Here is an 18,391-nt window from a genome sequence, read left to right as displayed (position 1 = left end):
GTTTGAATTAGCTGCGGTCGCGTGCAATTAAAAAGCCATCGAGCAGACCGGTTTTTACCAAACGTTTCCCCAGATAGCGGCTCAATGCCGCAGCAAAAACCCAGCTGGAGATGACGAATACGGCCAGTTGAATCGCATTGAACACGATGGACAGGTTCGCTTGCTCTTGGCTCAAGTAATCATAGCCAAAGCTGAACACGGCCGCCATGCTTGCTGCCAACAGCAGCACCGACCAGTTCCATTTGCGGTACAAGAACAGTGCGAATACCAACTCAGCGCCCAGACCTTGCACCAAACCGTAAATCAACGCGCTCATGCCCCATTGCGTGATGATGCCTTCGACACCGGCGGCGACCAAGGAGCCGAACAACGCCATGCCCGGTTTGCGCACCATATAGCCGAAAAATACCGGCGCCATCAGCCAAAAGCCATCCAAAGCGCGTTTGATACCGAGCGGTTTGAGCAAGGGTTCTTTCAAAAAGTCGTAGACCAAGGTCCAAGCCCAGTACGCCACACCCATAGCGGCGGCCATAACGGCAACAGTTACCCATTCCTGCAAGGTAATCGAGCGGAATAAAGCCAATGGCGAACGGGGTTGAAATTCAGATGAAGTAAATATGCGATTCATTTAGAGTCCTTTCCTACGCGAGTATTAACTCGACAGGTTCAAAGGGTATTTCTCAGGCCGAGCCGCCCCATGCGACTGACCACCCCCAGGTGTGCGATTACATTATTTGAATAAGCGCAGAGGCGCAATCATAGATAAGCGCGAGATAAAAGTCAAACCGCCATAGTCAAATCCCTGTGTGGCTGGCATAATAAGCCTTCAAGCAAATAACCAATCGGCACGAACTCCCAAATGCAGCCCACTATGAACCTACCCTTACAAAAACCCCATTATCCTCGCGTATTGAGCATTGCCGGTTCAGACAGCGGCGGCTGCGCGGGTATTCAAGCGGATTTAAAAACCTGTTCGGCATTGGGTTGCTATGGCATGACGGCCATCACAGCGATTACCGCACAAAATACGCTCGGAGTGCAGGCGGTACAGGTATTGCCGCCGGAGATGGTGCGTGCTCAGATTCATGCCGTGGTATCCGATATCGGTGTAGATGCGGTGAAAATCGGTATGCTGTATAGCCCTGAAATTGTCCATGTGGTGGCGCAGGTATTGCGAGAATATGTTTTTGCCAACGTGGTTTTGGATCCCGTGATGGTGGCCAGCAGTGGTGATTCCTTGATGCAGCAGCAAACCGTTGAGGTGCTGGTTCAAGAGCTATTTCCTCTGGTAACGCTGATTACCCCCAATTTAGATGAAGCGTCATGCTTACTCGGACGCAGCATTGAACGTGTTGAACAGTTGGAGCAAGCCGCTCATGATTTATCAGAGTTGGGCGCGCGTGCCGTTTTGCTCAAAGGCGGGCATTTATCCGAGCAGAGCGCGGGGGCGGTTGTGACGGATTTACTGCTGGACTCGTCCAACCATCAAACCGAGCAGACCCAAACCTACTCCAGCCCGCGCATAGCCAGTATGAACACGCGCGGAACGGGCTGTACCTTATCCTCGGCGATTGCCTGCTACTTGGCCTTGGGTTTGTCTTTGTCCGAAGCCGTGCAGCAGGCGCGCGCATACATCCTACAAGCAATCGAAAAGGGGCAATCGGTACAAACCGGTCAAGGGTATGGACCGCTGAACCACGGGTTTGCGCCACGGGGAATGAGGGTGCTGGATTAGGATGGCGTAAATATCGACTCCAAAGCAGAATCATTTGAATCATATTTGATGACGCAATTGAGATGGAAGCAGAAAAGAGGCAGAAATGATGCAGTTACGCGAATTTGTGGCAGAGGATGAAACCCTTTTGCTGCGCTATTTGAATGACCCGCAAACGGTGCAGTATTTATCCGAGCGTATTCCTCAGCCGTATACGGTTGAGGATGCGCGTTGGTGGATCGAGGTCGGAAGCCGTGAGCAAATTGCCCGTGCGATTGAGGTAAATGGACAGTTGGTAGGCTCGATTGGTACTATTCGTGGAGAGTTAGAAGAGCGCTATTCTGCTGAAATCGGCTACGTGATTGGGCGCGAACATTGGGGCAAAGGCTATGCGTCACAGGCTGTGCAGATGATGACGGATTATCTGTTTGAGCAAACTGATTTGGTGCGATTGGCCGCTACCGTCTTTGCGCCTAATGTGGCATCTGTGAAAGTTTTAGAAAAATGTGGCTACGAGTTCGAAGCGCGTTTGCGTAAGAGTATCTTTAAAAATGGCGAGTTTTACGACAGCTTGATTTATACGCGATTGCGGTAAAGCGTTTTCAAATTGCTCGGTGATCAAGGTTGTGTTTGAGCTATAATGCCGCAATCATTTTGTTTAACTGTTTTTTGAGGAACTAATCATGGGTTACGAAGCTATTCCTGCTGGTAAGGACATTCCAAACGATTTTAATGTCATCATCGAGATTCCTGCGCAAAGCGATCCGGTGAAATACGAAGTAGACAAAGACACGCAAACCTTGTGGGTGGATCGTTTTATCGGTACCGGTATGCGTTACCCATTGAGCTACGGCTATATTCCGCAAACTTTGGCGGGTGACGGCGATCCGGTGGATGCGCTGGTATTGGCGCCATTCCCGATCATGGCGGGCGCGGTGGTGCGTTGCCGTCCGATTGGCATGCTGAAAATGACCGATGAAAAAGGTGCGGATGCGAAACTGATCGTCGCACCGATTGACAAGGTTTGCCCTATGACTGCGGACATCAAAACCATTGACCAAGTACCGCAATACATCAAAGACAACGTTCAACACTTTTTCGAGCAGTACAAAGCGCTGGAAAAAGGCAAATGGGTGAAAATCGAAGGTTGGGGCGGTTTGGAAGACGCGCACAAAGAAATCACCGATGGCGTGGCGAACTACAAAGGCTGATGACTGTGTTTGTGGTCGTATTCGTTGACCGTATTCGCTGATCATCATCGGTTGGATAAAAAAGAGCTCTTATGAGCTCTTTTTTTATATGGTTTCGCTATTAGGTAGCACCGTCCCCTGTAAAAACTCATGAATCTAGCTTAGACTAGATTCATGAGTACTTATAAAATTCCTTCTTCTCTCAAGTGGCTGATTAAAAATCACCAAACGATTCTTGGTCGTTTGAATCAAGCCCAAAAAGAGTTGGAAGATGTTGAAAGATATCTAGAGCACGCAAACGAAATTATTGAACGAAATACGCAGCTCAATATGCTGATTCAGGTCTTACAACAAGACTTACAAGCGATTGAACACTCGATTTCATTGCATGAAATCCCTGTCGAATTATCTAGATTAAAAGCCAAAAATCCGCACAAAAATCCATTTCTTCTCAAACGAGGAGAAATGACGCAATGCATCTATTCTATTCTGTCTAAACGAGCAAGTTGGGTCAGTACGACCGAAATCGTAGCGTACATAACCGAGCATATTCAACAAACACAAGATTTTATGCCTTCCTCAAATCGAGTTCGCGAACGAGTCAATAGCAGATTATACAATATGTACCATTTCGGTAAAATTGACCGAATTCGGTCTGGCGTTTTAGCCAGCGAAGGGTTTTGGCGTCAAAAGCCAACCTTAGAATGAACTATGCTCCTATAAGTTCGGTAATACCCCCTAAAAGGGCGGCATCTAAAAGTAGAATCAACACAAGTCCTGCGTTTAGTGCAGGACGCGTGAGTTTGTTAAAGCCATCATACGCGTTTGCGCTGGAGTGAATCCACCGAGCGACATATGAGGACGGTTGTTATTGTAACACCACAGCCACTGTGTCGCCTCGATTTGAGCGTGTTCGAGTGACTCAAATAATGTCTGATTGAGCAATTCATAGCGCATGGTTCGGTTAAAGCGTTCAATGTAGGCGTTCTGCTGTGGGTTTCCAGGTTGGATGTAGAGCAGTTTAATGTCGTGCTTTTGCGCCCATTGTTGGTAGTGGTGGCTGATGAATTCAGGGCCGTTGTCCGAGCGTATCGCTTGAGGTTTACCACGCCATTCAATGAGTTGGTCGAGATAGCGCGTCAGCGTGGTTGCGGGGATTGAGAAGTTGATTTCTGCCAACAACCCTTCTCGGTTGTGGTCGTCAATGACGTTGCATGAGCGGATGCTGCGCCCATCCTCGAGGTTGTCGTGGGTGAAGTCGATTGACCACGTCACATCCATTGCGTCGGGCACTTCGAGTGGTTGCGGTGTTTCTCGGTCAAGGCGTTTGTTGGGAATCAGGCGCAAGTTGAGCCCGAGTTTGCAGTAAATGCGGTAGATGCGTTTGTGGTTGTATTTCCAGCCCAAGACGTTGCGGATGTGCAGGTAGCATAATCGAAAGCCCCATGTGTTTTGTCCTTTGGTGGTGGTCAACTCGATCAGTTTAGCGGCTATCATGGCGTTGGCTTGCGCGCGCGTTGGGATGTGGCGAAAGCGTTTTTCTGAGATACTCATGAGTTCGCAGGACGCACGGATGCTGATGTTTTTATCGTTGTGCAGTTGTTGCGCCATCTCTTTACGAGATGACGCGCTTACTTTTTTGCAAGGCACTCCTTGAGGATGTCGGTGTGCAGCTGGGATTCGGCATAGAGTTTTTTCAGGCGCGTGTTCTCGGCTTCTAAGGCTTTGAGGCGGCTCATGAGGTTTGCGTCCATGCCTGCGTATTTGCTGCGCCATTTGTAGAAGGTGGCACTGCTGATGCCATGCTCACGACACAGTGCGGGTACGGGTACGCCTGACTCGGCTTGTTTTAGAATGCTGGCGATTTGGCTGTCGCTGAATTTGGATACTTTCATGTAAAACTCCTTTGGGTTAGTTTAAAGGGTTCTACTTTTAGGTGCTGGCTTTTTTAGGGGGTATTACCGCAGCCGACTCAATCGTTCGACAAAGTAAGGAATTTCAACAATACCTTAAGGTTCAGACCGATATTCGAAATTGGGCTATATCGGCCTATTACAAAGAGAGAAACATTCCTTATCAAGAGCGTGATGTCCCTGACATACTTGAAAAGGAATTTATTGAAGCCCAAATGATTTTTAGAGAATATTATGAAAAAGACCTTTAGTGATTCTTTTCAAAAATCCAAAGTTCAACACAGGTGTAGAATTCAAAAAATCGATATTTACCTTAAAATCAAGCCAAAAATGTAGCTCACCAAAGGCTACTTCGGTACAATCTCAATCCTGATGGCTATATCTGCCAAATAGACACCCCCTAAAATTAAAACCACCACAATTGTGGTATTCTCATAATACAATGGCTATCAAAAAATCCGATCTTTATTCATCTTTGTGGGCATCTTGCGATGAACTGCGCGGCGGCATGGATGCCAGCCAGTACAAGGACTACGTCCTGTTCATGCTGTTCATTAAGTACGTCTCGGACAAGTACGGGAACTCTGATGACTTTGCCCCGCCTGTCACCATTCCGCCCGGAGCCAGCTTCAAGGACATGGTTGCCCTCAAGGGCAAAAGCGATATTGGCGACAAGATCAACACACAGGTCATTCAGCCCCTGATCGACGCCAACACCCGTCTTGCACGCAGCGACTTCCCTGACTTCAATGACCCGAACAAGCTCGGTGAAGGTCAGGCGATGGTGGATCGCCTCAGCAACCTGATCGGCATCTTCCAAAAGCCCGAGTTGGATTTCTCGAAGAACCGAGCCGAGAACGACGACATTTTGGGCGATGCCTACGAATACCTGATGCGGCACTTTGCCTCGCAGAGCGGCAAGAGCAAGGGCCAGTTCTATACGCCATCCGAGGTCAGTCGCATCATGGCCAAGGTCGTGGGCATCTCCCCCGCCAATGCAGTGGCATCGACCACCGCGTATGACCCCACCTGCGGCTCTGGCTCCTTGCTGCTGAAGGTGGCCGCCGAGGCTGGCAAGCACATCACGTTGGAAGGGCAGGAAATGGACGTGACCACTGCTGGTCTCGCCCGTATGAACATGATCCTGCACGACTTTCCAACCGCCAACATCCTGCAGGGCAACACGCTGGCCTCGCCGAAATTCAAGGATGGCGAGTCGCTGCGTACCTATGACTACGTCGTCGCCAATCCGCCGTTTTCAGACAAGACCTGGAGCACCGGCCTGACCCCTGCCAGCGACGCGCACCAGCGTTTTGCTTGGGGTGAACCGCCGAAAAAGCAAGGCGACTACGCTTACCTGCTGCACATCATTCGCTCAATGAAGAGCACCGGCAAAGGCGCCTGTATTCTCCCTCACGGTGTCCTTTTCCGGGGCAATGCCGAGGCTGTCATCCGCGAGAAGCTGGTGCGGTCGGGCATCCTCAAAGGGATCATTGGCCTGCCGGCCAACCTGTTCTACGGCACGGGCATTCCCGCCTGCATCCTGGTGCTGGACAAGGAAAACGCTTCAGCACGCAAAGGCATCTTCATGATCGACGCCTCCAAGGGCTTTATCAAGGACGGTGCCAAGAACCGCCTGCGTGAGCAGGACATTCACAAGATCGTCGATGCCTTCACCAAGTTGGCAGAGTTGCCACGCTACTCGCGCATGGTGCCGCTGACCGAGATCGCAGATCCCAAGAACGACTACAACCTCAACCTGCCACGCTACATCGACAGCACCGAACCTGAAGACATCCAGGACATCGATGGCCACTTGCGTGGCGGGATTCCAGAGCGTGACCTGGATGCGTTGAGCGGCTATTGGAAGGTGATCCCCGGTGTGCGCAATACCCTGTTCGAGTCAGCCGGGCGCGCTGGTTATGCACAGTTGAAACTGCCCATCGCCGAGGTGAAGACCACCATCTTTGCGCATCCTGAGTTCACTGCATTCAATCAGGCGGCCACCAAGGTCTTTGCTGATTGGAAGCAGGCCCGCACCCCGCAACTGAAGGGCTTTGCGAAAAACGGCCACCCAAAGCAACTGATCGATGCACTGTCCGAGGATTTGCTTGCCCGATTCAAGCCGACACCCCTGGTCAATGCCTATGACGTGTACCAACACCTCATGGATTACTGGGCCGAGACGATGCAAGACGACTGCTACCTGATATCAGACGCAGGCTGGCAGGCTGGGGCGCAGCCGCGTGAAATTCTTCAAGTCAAGAACAAGGACGGCAAGCTGGCGTGGCCCGAAGCGCATGACTACAAGAAAGGCAAGCGCCGCTTCAAATCCGACCTGATTCCCGCGCCAATTCTGATCGCCCGTTACTTCACCGTTGAGCGCGACGCCATTGAAGCGCTGGAGGCCAAGCTGGCAGATGTCGAGCAACAACTTCAGGAGATGATGGAAGAGAACAGCGGCGAAGAAGGGCTGCTAGCCGAGGTCATTGAAGGCGAAGGCGACAAGCAGAAGATCACGGCTAAGGCTGTCAAAGCCCGCCTGAAGGAGATCGGCAAAGATCCTGACTACGCCGACGAGCGCAAGGCGCTGCAGGACTACGCCGCCTTGCTTGACAAGCAGACTGATATCAAAGGCAAGCTGAAAGCGGCGCAGGACGACCTTGAGGCCAAGCTGGATGCCAAGTACCCCAAGCTGACCGAGGACGAGATCAAGCAGCTTGTAGTGGACGACAAATGGCTGGCGACCTTGGCCGATGCCGTGCAAGGCGAGCTGGATCGGGTTTCTCAAACCCTCACCAGTCGCATCCGCCAGCTTGCGGAACGCTATGCCACGCCGCTGCCGACGCTGACCAAAGAGCTCGCCACACTCTCAGCGCGGGTGGATGAGCACCTGAAAAAGATGGGGGCGGTATGGAACTGATGCCTGGCTACAAGCGCAGCGATGTCGGCGTGATCCCGGACGACTGGGATGCCAAGCCGCTGGGCGAGATTGGCGACAGCCTCATTGGATTGACCTATCGCCCTTCCGAAGTTCGCAAGTATGGAACGCTGGTGCTGCGTTCATCCAACGTCCAAAACGGGACGCTTTGCTTTGACGACAACGTTTTTGTCGACGCCGATATTCCTGACCGCATCATGGTCAGGCCGGGAGACATTCTTGTCTGCGTCCGAAATGGCAGTCGGGATCTGATCGGCAAGTCCGCTCTTATCGACGAGCGGGCCGTTGGCATGACCTTCGGTGCATTCATGGGAGTTTTCCGTAGTGAAGACGGACAGTTCCTGCGTCACGTGTTTCAGTCTGGCATTTTCAAGAAACAGATCAATGAGCATCTGGGCGCGACCATCAACCAGATCACCAACAAAAGCCTGAACTCCTTCAAGGTTCCTTTGCCGCCAACCAACGAGGAACGAACGCGAATCGCAAGTGCGCTAAGCGATGTAGATACGCTGCTTGCTGCCCTTGACCAAGTTATCCTCAAGAAGCGTGATTTGAAGCAGGCGGCTATGCAGCAATTACTCACTGGCAAGACACGTCTGCCGGGTTTTTTCGGTGAGTGGCAGAAAAAGACCCTGGGAGAACTGGGGGCAACCTATGGCGGGCTAACCGGAAAAACCAAATCAGACTTTGGGGTCGGCACTGCCAAGTACATCACTTTCATGAATGTGATGACAAATACGGTGATCGATTGCGCGGCTTGTGAGCAAGTGAACGTCTCAGCCTCTGAGACTCAAAACAGAGTGCTACGCGGCGATTTACTTTTCAACGGCTCCTCCGAAACGCCTGAAGAGGTTGCATTTTGCTCGCTGATGTCGGAAGAGGTGCCGGATTTGTATCTCAACAGTTTCTGTTTCGGATTCCGTCTTTTCGACGATCAGCAAGTGGACGGTCTATTTCTGACTTATTACATCCGTGCCAATCCGGGGCGCGAAATGATGAAGTCGCTCGCACAAGGTTCAACACGGTACAACCTCTCTAAAACAGCCCTGTGTGAGGCATCGGTCCTGCTGCCTCTGAAAGAGGAACAAGCCGCTATCGCAGAAGTTCTCTCTGGAATGGACGCAGAGCTGATTGCACTTGAAGCACGTCGCGATAAAACCCGCGACATCAAACAAGCCATGATGCAGGAGTTGCTCACCGGAAAGACGAGGCTGGTATGACGGCAGGGGATTCGTCCATCCCAGTCCAGGTTGAAGTTTTGAGCTTTGCTCAGCTCTTCAATGAGTCGGTATTCCCGCTGGCGGTAGACACCTACCAGCGCGGCTTTGTCTGGAGGGATGACAAGGTGCGGCAGTTGGCCGACGACCTGAGCGCCTATCAGCAAGAGGACGATCCCAAGCCTCCCTACTACATGGGCACGGTGTTGATTCACCGCCACGCTGAAAAGGAGAAGCATTTCCTCATCGACGGACAGCAGCGGATCACCGCCCTGTGTTTGCTGCATCAGCAGCTCAAAGACGGGCTACCCGACAAATGCGCGCTGACCTATTCCCCCAAGTCCGCACGGTGCATCCGTGCCGCCTCGAAAGTCTTGCGTGAACATGGCAGCCGTCCGGACGCCGAGATTTTCGACCAGATCGTTTTCACCGTCATTTCGGTAGATAGGGTGGACCTGGCCTTCACCTTCTTTGACACCCAGAACAACCGCGGCGTGCCGCTGCATGCCACGGACTTGCTCAAGGCCTATCACTTGCGGGCGGTGGACGCGGAATCGGTCGCGCGAAAGGAAGCCTTGCAAACACTTTGTGCTCAGCGCTGGGAAGGCATCCAGCGAGGTACGCCAGTCTTGTCGCATGATCAGGAATTTGCACAAAGCTTGTTCGCCAAGTTTCTCTGGCGGGCGCGGTATTGGACAGGGCAACGGGTGAGCCTTGGCGGGCACGACGCGTTGATGGAGGAGTTTCAGCAGCACACGTGGAAAAGCGAAGGCGACCCCGCGACGATCCCGCTTTACCGCTCGCGCCACAACCGGCTCGGCACGGCCCTCACACTGCGACGCGACGGTCACGGCGAGATCCACACCAACCGGATTTCTCTGAGCCCGAAGCCAGAGGACCTGCCTTTCGCGATGCGACAACCGATACATAAAGGCATTGGCTTCTTTCTCTATGCCGATAAGTATGCGGCACTGCTACGCCGTCTGGTGGTGGACCCTAATGACTCGGTGGAAGTTCTGCGCTTTCGCGAAGTTTACGAAAAGCTGGTGATGGCCAATTCGCTCTTCCTGCGAGAAATCTTCCTGCTGGCGGCGGTGATGTTCGCCGACCAGTTCGACGACGAGAAGCTGTGGGAGTTCTCGCTCTGGTTAGATCATGCGCTGGGTGCAATTAGGCTCGAGAAGCAGCAGGTGCGCTACGAGGCGGCGCAGAACTTCTTTAAGCAGGACACGCTGAACCTGCTTGATGTGATTGCCAGCGGCTACCGGCCCGAGCAGGTCATTGCCCACCTGAAGGCCAATCACACCCACGCCAAGACATATTCTGACGAGACCATTGAGCCCGGCAAGGGGGTGCAGGGTATCTACAAGCAGGCGGTTCTCGCTTACTACGGGCGCATAGATGTCACGTCCCTGAACGGCAAGCACACATGGATCGACACGAAACTGAAGGAAGGTTCCGCATGAAGATCGAATCTCGGCTCTACAGTCTGGAGGCGATCGTGAAGGAGAGCCCGGACTGGCATTTCAATATCCCGATCTACCAACGACTGTATGTCTGGGGCGAGGACCAAGTGCTCACGCTCCTGAACGACCTCGTGAACGCCTACGAACGCGACGAGGAGATTTTCTTTCTGGGCGGCACCCTGCTTGTGGAGCAGTCGGGCGGGCGCGGTCGGCACTTCGATCTCATCGATGGCCAACAACGCTTCACGACCCTGTGGCTGCTGTGCCACGCGTGGCGCGAGGCGCTCACGCCGTTTCTTGCCACCACCACGGACGACAAGCGGGTCGAACCGCGCCTGCGCTTCGCGATTCGCTCGGAAGTGAATAGCTTCCTTGAGACGATGGTGTTTGGTGGTCAGGGGCGAGCTGTCCCGGACGATGAAGCGACCAAACGGATGCGCATCGCGCTGGATTTGATGCGGTCTGTGTTTGAAAAGCGTCCGCTGCCGGCGGGCGTTACGAATCTTCAGGCGCACCTCCGCGAGCTGACGGAGTTTGTCTTTGGCCGAGTGAAGTTTGTCATCACCACCGTGCCCCGCGAAACCGACCTGAACAAGCTGTTCGAGGTAATCAACAACCGGGGTGTGCAGCTACAGCACCATGAAATCCTCAAGGCACGGATGCTGGATGCGCTCAACGAGGTCGAGCGAGGACCCTATGCCGTCCTCTGGGACGCCTGCGCCGACATGGAGAACTTCGTGGAGCGAAACCTGAGTGGCAATTTCAAGGGTTTCGCCAGCGAAGTAGCCGCCTGTTACGAAAGGGGCCAGCTAACCGATGCCTCGGCGGTGCGCGCGCTACTGGCAAGGCGAATCCAGGAGCAGAACCACCACCATGCACTGACTCTGGCGGAGATCCTGCGAGCACCGGACGACGCGCAGGCCGGAGGAGGCGAGACCGAGACGGAGACCACAGAGCCGACTTGGGTGCGCGGCATGTTCGGTTTTCCCCTCTTTCTGCAACATGTCTTGCGTATCTGGCTGTTCGAACGTGGCCGGCCCGACCTGCCGCGACTCCTCGACCGCGAGCTGCTCACCCTGTTCGAGGAGCATTTCTTTAAGCCTGCCGAGGATCGCACGGAAAGCGTCCGGTCGTTCATCGATTTACTCTGGCGGCTGCGGGTGATCTTCGACGAGCACCTCATCAAGTGGGTAGATCAGGGCGAAGAGGAGGTTCACCTGATCAGCGCCATCAGCGTCAGCACCAGCAGCGGGAAGCGCTACATGAGCCGCTCGCGGGAGTCCGACAGTCATCAGGGCTTTTCGTTGCTACAGAGCATGCTTTATCACTCGCAGGAGATCACCACGCAGTATTGGGTTACGCCGTTGCTCAACTTCATGCACCGAAATCCCGAGTTGGATGCGGAGCGGTATTTCGCTTACTTGCGGCATCTCGACAACCACATGCTCGGCTCAGATGCCAACGAGATTTTGATCGTGCGCTCGCTGAGCTTCATGAAGGAACCATGGCAACGGCGCGATGCCATTCATGCGGAGGAGCTTGCCGAGCCCAGCGGTGTGAAGTTTGCTCACTACTGGTTCTACAAGCTCGATTTCGTCTTGTGGTTTCAGAAGAAACGCCAAACGGAGCGCTGGAAGAAATTCAGGCTCACGGCCAAAAGCTCGGTTGAACACATCTCTCCGCAGACTCCAACCGAACGGGACGACAACCGGGTTGACAAGGCGCTCGATTATTTCGGCAATCTCGCTCTGGTCTCGCGAAGCTTGAACTCAGAATACGGAAATCTTCCCTTCAACGAAAAGCGCCAGCGCTTTATTAACAACAACAAGAGCCGGTTGGATTCGCTCAAGATGGACCTGATTTATGAGAGCGACCGGTGGAATGACGATATGGCATTTTCCCATCAGCAAGAGATGATTTTGTGTCTAAGCGACTACTGGGAGAACACCTTGAGGTTGGTACCATGACTGAACAAGCTCGATCTGAGCGCAAGACGCAAAACCGCGTTGCCGCTCTGTTTACCGATGCAAGTCGCCCTGACTGCCTTGGCTACGATCACCTAGGTGAGTGGAGTAAACGCGACAACAACCGCTGCATCGAGGCAGATTTTTTGCGCAGCAACCTCAAGAAGCGTGGTTATTCCGATGCGCACATTTCCGCTGCGCTGCAAAAGCTCCTGACCGCCGCCGACTCCACCGGCATCACCCTGTATCAAGCCAATCTGCGCACCTACCAACTGCTGCGCTATGGCGTACCGGTACAGATTGCAGCCGGGCAGGCGCATGAGACCGTACACCTCATCGACTGGGAAACGCCTGACAACAACGACTTTGGCTTGGCCGAAGAGGTCACCTTGCGCGGCGGCTACGAGCGGCGGCCCGATCTGGTCGTTTATATCAATGGCATTGCGGTCGCCGTCATTGAGTTGAAACGCAGTTCGGTGGAGGTGGCCGACGGTGTTCGTCAGCTCATCACCAACCAGGAAGAGATTTTCAATAAAGGTTTTTTTAGCACGGTGCAGTTGGTGCTGGCGGGCAGCGACTCGCAGGGTTTGCGCTACGGCACCACGGGCACCCCTGAAAAATTTTTCGTCGAGTGGAAGGAGCGCAAGGATAAAGGCGCTGCCACATCAGAGCCACTCGCAGAGGGTGCGCTGCTGGATCTTCCATTGGCGCAGATGTTTGACAAGGTGCGCCTGCTGGATTTGATCCGTAACTTTATCATCTTCGATGGCGGGCAAAAAAAGGTGCCTCGCGTCCATCAATACCACGGCGTGAAAGCGGCCCAGGAGCGGGTCGCTAGCCAAGAAGGCGGTGTGATCTGGCACACCCAAGGCAGCGGCAAGAGCATTCTGATGGTGCTGATTGCCAAGTGGCTGCTGGAATTTGACCCGCACGCCCGCGTCCTGGTCATCACCGACCGTGATGAGCTGGACAAGCAGATCGTGGGTGTGATGCGTAATGCAGGCGTGATCGGCGAGGATGCGGCATCGCCGCGCATCACCTCTCGCGCGGAATTGGTTGAAAAGCTAGGGGCAGCCACGCCACGCTTGATGTGCGCGCTGATCCACAAGTTTGATACGAGCGACCTGAAGGGCGAGCCTCCGAGGGTGGTGGGCCGTGTTTACGTCTTCGTCGATGAATGTCACCGCACGCAAGGCGGCGACATGAACAAGCAGATGAAGCGGTGGCTGGAGAACGCCATCTTCATCGGTTTCACCGGCACGCCTCTGCTGCGCAAAGACAAGCAGACCACCCGCGAGGTTTTCGGCACCTACATCCACACCTACAAGTTCGATGAAGCGGTGGCCGACAAGGTTGTGCTTGACCTGAAGTACGAAGCGCGCGATGTGCCTCAGCGCCTGACGTCAAAGAAAGCTATCGATGCGTGGTTTGATCAGAAAACCAAGGGGCTGAACAACTTTCAGCGTTCGGTTCTGCGTAAGCGCTGGGCGACGATGGAAGAGCTGATGAGTGCCGGTGAGCGCAAGCAGCGCATCATCGCCGACATCATCCACGACTTCGGAGTTCAGCCGCGTCTGAACAATGACCGGGGCACGGCCATTCTGGTGGCAGCCTCCATCTACGACGCCTGCCACTACTTCCGTTTGTTCCAGAACACGTCGTTTGGCAAGTACTGCGGAATCATTACGTCCTACGAGCCCAACCACAACGCGATTTCGCGCGAGCCCAAGGACAGCGACGAGCGCTACAAATTTGACACCTACACCCAGCACGTCCTGCAGAAAGATCAGACCACTAAGGACTACGAGGACAAGACCAAGCAGCGCTTCATCGATGAGCCTGCCAATCTGAAGCTGCTAATCGTGGTGAGCAAACTGCTGACCGGTTTCGATGCGCCTTCCTGCACCTACATCTACCTCGACAACGAGCTGCGCGATCACAACCTGTTCCAAGCTATCTGCCGCACAAACCGGCTCGACGGCGACGACAAGGACTATGGCCACATCGTCGACTACAAAGAGCTGTTCGAGAAGGTGCAGGACTCCATCGCCGTTTACACCTCGGACGAGCTGGACATCGACGAAGGTGGCGATGACGGCAACGTAGCCGTGAAAGACTGGCTGAAGGAGGGCAAGGCGCAGCTCGATGCCGCCCGGGAAGCACTGCGCTACTTGTGTGAGCCGGTGGCCATGCCCCGCGAGATGGAGCAGTACCTCCACTATTTCTGCGGTGATGCCAACGATCCAGAAGCGTTGCTGAACACCGAGCCGCTGCGCATCTCGTTCTACAAGTCAGCAGCCGCATTCCTGCGAGCCTATGCGGCAATTGCCCAGAACCTGGAGGACGCAGGATATTCAGCGGCTGATATTGCTGCACTCGAAAAGGAGATCGAGTTCTACAGCGACACTCGCACGGCGATCAAGAAGCATTCAGGCGAAGAGTTGGACATTAAGCCTTATGAGGCGGATATGCGCCACCTCATCAACACCTACATCCAAGCAGACCCAGCTGAAGATTTGGGAAATCTCAGCTCGCTCTCACTTACCGAGCTGATCATCGAAACCGGCATTCACGACGCCATTGCCAAGAAGCTCAACCAGAAGGGCAAGCTGTCGAGGAATGCGATTGCTGAAGGCATCATCAACAACGTCCGCAAGACGATCATTCGGGATCAACTGACTGATCCGAAGTTTTACGAAGAGATCTCCAAGCTCCTCGAAGACCTGATCAAGCAAAAGAGCGACGACACCGCTGCCTACGAGAAATTCCTCCAGAAGGCCGAAGCGTTGGTGAAAAAAATGGCAGCAAAGCATACGGGCAGCCATCCGCACGTGCTCAACGGTCACCCGGAAGCGATCGCTCTCTTCAATAATCTGGCCAGTATTCTGGCCGAAACTTTCGTTTGTCCGACTGACGACGATGGCAAGGCGACGCTCGCGCTTGAACTCGATCAGGCGATGCGAGAGCAGGCACCGGCAGGCTGGAAAGGGGATGACACCCGTGAGAAGCAGGTGCTCAATGCGCTGTTTCCGATCATGTCGCGGGATCGGGTGGCAACGCAGGCTATTTTCGAAATCATCAAGAACCAATCGGGGTACTGATGAACGAGACGATTCAACTGGGCGAGATTTCAATAGCGGTGACCAGGAAGGACATCAAGAATGTCCACCTCACCGTTCATCCGCCTGATGGACGTGTGACTCTCGCCGCCCCAACCAACACTCGCCTAGAAGTAGCGCGTGCCTACGCGATCTCCAAGTTGGTCTGGATTCGTGACCAGCAGAGAAAGCTGGAAGCTCAGGCGCGGGAAACACCACGCCAGTTCGTTGAACGTGAGAGCCACTACGTATGGGGGCGACGCTACTTGATGACGGTCGACTACCAGGATGTAAAGCCCAGTGTTGTCCTCAGCAACAAACGGATCACCCTGATTGTTCGTCCGGGCAGCAGCGCAGAAAAGCGCGCGGAGGTGATGCATGAGTGGCACAAGTCGTTGCTGCACAAGGTTGTACCGCCACTGATCCAAAAGTGGGAGCAAAAGCTCAAGGTGAAAGTCTCAGGCTATTTCCTGCAACGGATGAAAACCAAGTGGGGTAGTTGCAATCATGCAGAGGGCAATATTCGTCTAAATACTGAGTTAGTAAAAAAGCCTAAGGATTTATTAGAGTATGTGATCGTACATGAAATGGTTCATTTGATTGAACCTACACACAACGATCGCTTTATAGCCATACTTGAAAAACATTATCCACATTGGCGTGAAGCACGAGTAGAGCTTAATGAGTTGCCTTTAACTGGTAGATAAAATAGATTTTAAGAACTTAAATAGAGTCCTCCTTGAGCCTAATTAGATTAAAAACTCTCATGGGGGGACTCTGCTACAAAATAGCGTATGGTTTTTGTGGATTCAGATTGATTTCATGCCACTTGTGGCGACTTTGTCAGACCAGTTGCGCGCGGACTATGCAGCCGTTTTTAAAACTGCTACATTCGCTGCAGCCTAACGTAGCTGTGGTTTTTGCAGTTATTTTTGGCGCATTTGAACAAAATAACGCTACATGAATACACAAGAGAAGTAGCAATAGGAGACACGATAACTATTCAATCATGGCACAGCCCCATGACCAAATACGCATTACTGAGCGCAGTCTGTTTGGCTTTTGCGCAGCAGCCTGCGTGGGCTACAGATACCGTTGCAACGCCAGCGGTAGCGCCCGTTGCTGAGCAGGCCGCTACGGCAGATACGCACTTTCGACAAACGGTTGATGAGTTTTTCATCCGCGATGCGGCGTTAAACCCGTTGTACGCGCCGGCCAAAGAGGTGAATCAATACAACGCACGCTTTGGTGACTATCTGTCTGACGATTATTTGGCTGCGCAAAAAGCGCTGGAGCAACAATATTTGGCTTTGGTGCAGAAAATGGATCGTAAAGCGCTGAATGCGGAAAACCAGCTGTCATACGACGCCTTTATCTACGCACGGGAAACGGCCATCAAAGGTTTTGACTTCCCATCCCAGTACTTGCCGCTCACGCAGGAGGTCAACAAAGTGTCGGATCTGGCGATGCAGGCCAGTGGCGATTTGGTTTTTCCGTTTGAGACGGTTAAGGATTACGAGGATTTCGCTGCGCGGATGAGTGATTTTAGCCATTGGGCAGATTTGGCGATCGAGCGGATGAAGCAGGGCTCGGCCAAAGGCATCGCCCAGCCGCGTCCGGTGGTGGATGCGACGGTTGAGCTGATGCGCGGTCTGGTGAGCAGTAAAGTGAAAGAAAGCAAATTTTACTCGCCGGTACAGCGTTTCCCTAAAACCATCTCGGCTGCTGATCGGGTACGATTGGAAAAACTCTATCGAAAAACGGTTCAGACCGAAGTCACGCCTGCGATACAGCGATTGGTCAACTACATGAGCACGCAATACAAACCACGCGAAGGATTGGGCTGGAAAGATCTGCCGAACGGTAGCGCGTGGTATCAATATTTGAGCGATGCACAAACCAGTACGAATTTACCGGTTGATACCATTGCGCAAAGGGGTGAAGCGGAGGTAGAGCGCATTTATCGGCAGATGAATGAGGCCAAGGAGGCTGCGGGTTTCAAAGGCAGTCTCAAAGACTTCATGCAAGACCTGTCAACCAACAAAAAATATCAATGGACCCAGCGTGCCAAGCAAATGGCTGCGTTCAAGGCCATAGATCAGCGTCTGGACAATAGCATTCCCAAGCTCTTTAACCACCTTCCCAAAACAAAACTGGAAATCAAACCGGTGCCGCCGGAGCGTGAAGAGATCGACGGCGCGGCATGGTACAGCGCAGGCACGGCAGATGCGTCCAAGCCCGGCGTATTTTTCGTCAATACCAAGCCAGGACTGGGTTTGTATACCTGGGAAATGGAATCCAACTACGTGCATGAGGCGCGCCCGGGACACCATTTTCAAATCTCTTTGAAACAAGAGCAGCAAAATGTACCTCAATTTAGAAAATTCGCTGAAATCAATGGCTTTGAAGAGGGTTGGGCGCTGTACGTCGAATCCATTTGCCAAGAGTTGGCGTTGTGCCAAGACCCATTACAACGCTTTGGCCAGTTGAATAATGAAATGCTGCGCGCCATGCGTCTGGTGGTGGAAACCGGCTTACACACCCGCAACTGGAGCCTAGATCAGGCCAAAAAATACATGGCTGACCACTCGGCGCTTAGCAAAGATTACATTGACTATGAAGTCGTTCGTTATCTGGCGAATCCTGGGCAGGCGCTGTCGTATAAAGTGGGACAGCTATCCATCAGTGATATGCGCGCGCAAGCCAAGCAAAAAATGGGGGCGAATTTTGATGTGCGCTCGTTCCACGATCAAGTGATTAGCACCGGCACATTGCCTTTGGCGGTTTTGGAGCATAAAATTCATCGCTGGGCGGATGCATCCAATCCGCATTAAACCCGACGGTGATACATCAAAGCTGCTTTTAATTAGATAAGGCGAGGGATTTTC

The 18,391-nt window shown here is 53.2% G+C and carries 13 protein-coding genes, 1 pseudogene and 1 riboswitch; of the genes and pseudogenes, 12 read left to right on the top strand and 2 right to left on the bottom strand.

Going from position 1 to position 18,391, the window contains the following annotated elements; translation table 11 throughout:
* Positions 1 to 7 precede the first annotated feature (7 nt).
* Positions 8 to 628: an ECF transporter S component gene (locus ACZ41M_RS04365; RefSeq protein ID WP_464730139.1), complete on the bottom strand. Its 621-nt coding sequence runs from the start codon at positions 626 to 628 to the stop codon at positions 8 to 10.
* Positions 622 to 725: riboswitch (TPP riboswitch) on the bottom strand. It overlaps the preceding gene by 7 nt.
* A 146-nt stretch (positions 726 to 871) precedes the next feature.
* On the opposite strand from ACZ41M_RS04365, the gene thiD reads away from it, so the two are divergent.
* The 4 genes from thiD (at position 872) to ACZ41M_RS04345 (ending at position 3,612) form a co-directional block, all read left to right on the top strand.
* Positions 872 to 1,735: a bifunctional hydroxymethylpyrimidine kinase/phosphomethylpyrimidine kinase gene (gene thiD / locus ACZ41M_RS04360; RefSeq protein WP_464730140.1), complete on the top strand. Its 864-nt coding sequence runs from the start codon at positions 872 to 874 to the stop codon at positions 1,733 to 1,735.
* Positions 1,736 to 1,820: 85 nt separating this feature from the next.
* Positions 1,821 to 2,309: a GNAT family N-acetyltransferase gene (locus tag ACZ41M_RS04355; protein ID WP_464730141.1), complete on the top strand. Its 489-nt coding sequence runs from the start codon at positions 1,821 to 1,823 to the stop codon at positions 2,307 to 2,309.
* A gap of 88 nt (positions 2,310 to 2,397) precedes the next feature.
* On the top strand, positions 2,398 to 2,925 hold the full coding sequence (gene ppa, locus ACZ41M_RS04350; protein ID WP_464730142.1) for an inorganic diphosphatase: 528 nt from the start codon (positions 2,398 to 2,400) through the stop codon (positions 2,923 to 2,925).
* 153 nt (positions 2,926 to 3,078) lie between these two features.
* Positions 3,079 to 3,612 (top strand): hypothetical protein, encoded by a 534-nt coding sequence (locus tag ACZ41M_RS04345; protein WP_464730143.1) that lies wholly within the window; start codon positions 3,079 to 3,081, stop codon positions 3,610 to 3,612.
* Positions 3,613 to 3,687: 75 nt separating this feature from the next.
* Here the strand turns inward: ACZ41M_RS04345 and ACZ41M_RS04340 are convergent.
* A pseudogene (locus ACZ41M_RS04340) lies at positions 3,688 to 4,799 on the bottom strand (IS3 family transposase).
* 41 nt (positions 4,800 to 4,840) lie between these two features.
* On the opposite strand from ACZ41M_RS04340, the gene ACZ41M_RS04335 reads away from it, so the two are divergent.
* The 8 genes from ACZ41M_RS04335 (at position 4,841) to ACZ41M_RS04300 (ending at position 18,337) form a co-directional block, all read left to right on the top strand.
* Positions 4,841 to 5,068: a hypothetical protein gene (locus tag ACZ41M_RS04335; RefSeq protein WP_464730144.1), complete on the top strand. Its 228-nt coding sequence runs from the start codon at positions 4,841 to 4,843 to the stop codon at positions 5,066 to 5,068.
* Positions 5,069 to 5,259: 191 nt separating this feature from the next.
* Entirely contained in the window at positions 5,260 to 7,740 is a 2,481-nt protein-coding gene (locus ACZ41M_RS04330) for a type I restriction-modification system subunit M (RefSeq protein WP_464730145.1), read from the top strand.
* Positions 7,731 to 8,978 carry a restriction endonuclease subunit S gene (locus ACZ41M_RS04325; protein WP_464730146.1) on the top strand — a complete coding sequence of 416 codons (1,248 nt, stop codon included), beginning with the start codon at positions 7,731 to 7,733 and terminating at the stop codon, positions 8,976 to 8,978. The genes ACZ41M_RS04330 and ACZ41M_RS04325 overlap by 10 nt, the downstream gene beginning before the upstream one ends.
* Positions 8,975 to 10,441, top strand: a complete 1,467-nt coding sequence (locus tag ACZ41M_RS04320; protein WP_464730147.1) for a DUF262 domain-containing protein — start codon at positions 8,975 to 8,977, stop codon at positions 10,439 to 10,441. Before ACZ41M_RS04325 ends, ACZ41M_RS04320 begins: the two co-directional genes overlap by 4 nt.
* Entirely contained in the window at positions 10,438 to 12,408 is a 1,971-nt protein-coding gene (locus ACZ41M_RS04315; protein ID WP_464730148.1) for a DUF262 domain-containing protein, read from the top strand. The genes ACZ41M_RS04320 and ACZ41M_RS04315 overlap by 4 nt, the downstream gene beginning before the upstream one ends.
* Positions 12,405 to 15,506: a type I restriction endonuclease subunit R gene (locus ACZ41M_RS04310; protein ID WP_464730149.1), complete on the top strand. Its 3,102-nt coding sequence runs from the start codon at positions 12,405 to 12,407 to the stop codon at positions 15,504 to 15,506. The genes ACZ41M_RS04315 and ACZ41M_RS04310 overlap by 4 nt, the downstream gene beginning before the upstream one ends.
* Positions 15,506 to 16,210, top strand: coding sequence for a M48 family metallopeptidase (locus ACZ41M_RS04305; protein ID WP_464730150.1), 705 nt, complete (start codon positions 15,506 to 15,508; stop codon positions 16,208 to 16,210). The genes ACZ41M_RS04310 and ACZ41M_RS04305 overlap by 1 nt, the downstream gene beginning before the upstream one ends.
* A gap of 315 nt (positions 16,211 to 16,525) precedes the next feature.
* Positions 16,526 to 18,337 carry a DUF885 domain-containing protein gene (locus tag ACZ41M_RS04300; protein ID WP_464730151.1) on the top strand — a complete coding sequence of 604 codons (1,812 nt, stop codon included), beginning with the start codon at positions 16,526 to 16,528 and terminating at the stop codon, positions 18,335 to 18,337.
* Positions 18,338 to 18,391 lie beyond the last annotated feature (54 nt).

The sequence above is a fragment of the Puribacter membranae genome (assembly GCF_055380425.1).
This window is presented reverse-complemented; position numbering and strand designations above follow the sequence as displayed.

What these genes read in the sequence shown, in the direction of transcription:
- ACZ41M_RS04365 (WP_464730139.1), bottom strand. Translation starts at nt 628, where the DNA reads ATGAATCGCATATTTACTTCATCTGAATTTCAACCCCGTTCGCCATTG.
- thiD (WP_464730140.1), top strand. Translation starts at nt 872, where the DNA reads ATGAACCTACCCTTACAAAAACCCCATTATCCTCGCGTATTGAGCATT.
- ACZ41M_RS04355 (WP_464730141.1), top strand. Translation starts at nt 1,821, where the DNA reads ATGATGCAGTTACGCGAATTTGTGGCAGAGGATGAAACCCTTTTGCTG.
- ppa (WP_464730142.1), top strand. Translation starts at nt 2,398, where the DNA reads ATGGGTTACGAAGCTATTCCTGCTGGTAAGGACATTCCAAACGATTTT.
- ACZ41M_RS04345 (WP_464730143.1), top strand. Translation starts at nt 3,079, where the DNA reads ATGAGTACTTATAAAATTCCTTCTTCTCTCAAGTGGCTGATTAAAAAT.
- ACZ41M_RS04330 (WP_464730145.1), top strand. Translation starts at nt 5,260, where the DNA reads ATGGCTATCAAAAAATCCGATCTTTATTCATCTTTGTGGGCATCTTGC.
- ACZ41M_RS04325 (WP_464730146.1), top strand. Translation starts at nt 7,731, where the DNA reads ATGGAACTGATGCCTGGCTACAAGCGCAGCGATGTCGGCGTGATCCCG.
- ACZ41M_RS04320 (WP_464730147.1), top strand. Translation starts at nt 8,975, where the DNA reads ATGACGGCAGGGGATTCGTCCATCCCAGTCCAGGTTGAAGTTTTGAGC.
- ACZ41M_RS04315 (WP_464730148.1), top strand. Translation starts at nt 10,438, where the DNA reads ATGAAGATCGAATCTCGGCTCTACAGTCTGGAGGCGATCGTGAAGGAG.
- ACZ41M_RS04310 (WP_464730149.1), top strand. Translation starts at nt 12,405, where the DNA reads ATGACTGAACAAGCTCGATCTGAGCGCAAGACGCAAAACCGCGTTGCC.
- ACZ41M_RS04305 (WP_464730150.1), top strand. Translation starts at nt 15,506, where the DNA reads ATGAACGAGACGATTCAACTGGGCGAGATTTCAATAGCGGTGACCAGG.
- ACZ41M_RS04300 (WP_464730151.1), top strand. Translation starts at nt 16,526, where the DNA reads ATGACCAAATACGCATTACTGAGCGCAGTCTGTTTGGCTTTTGCGCAG.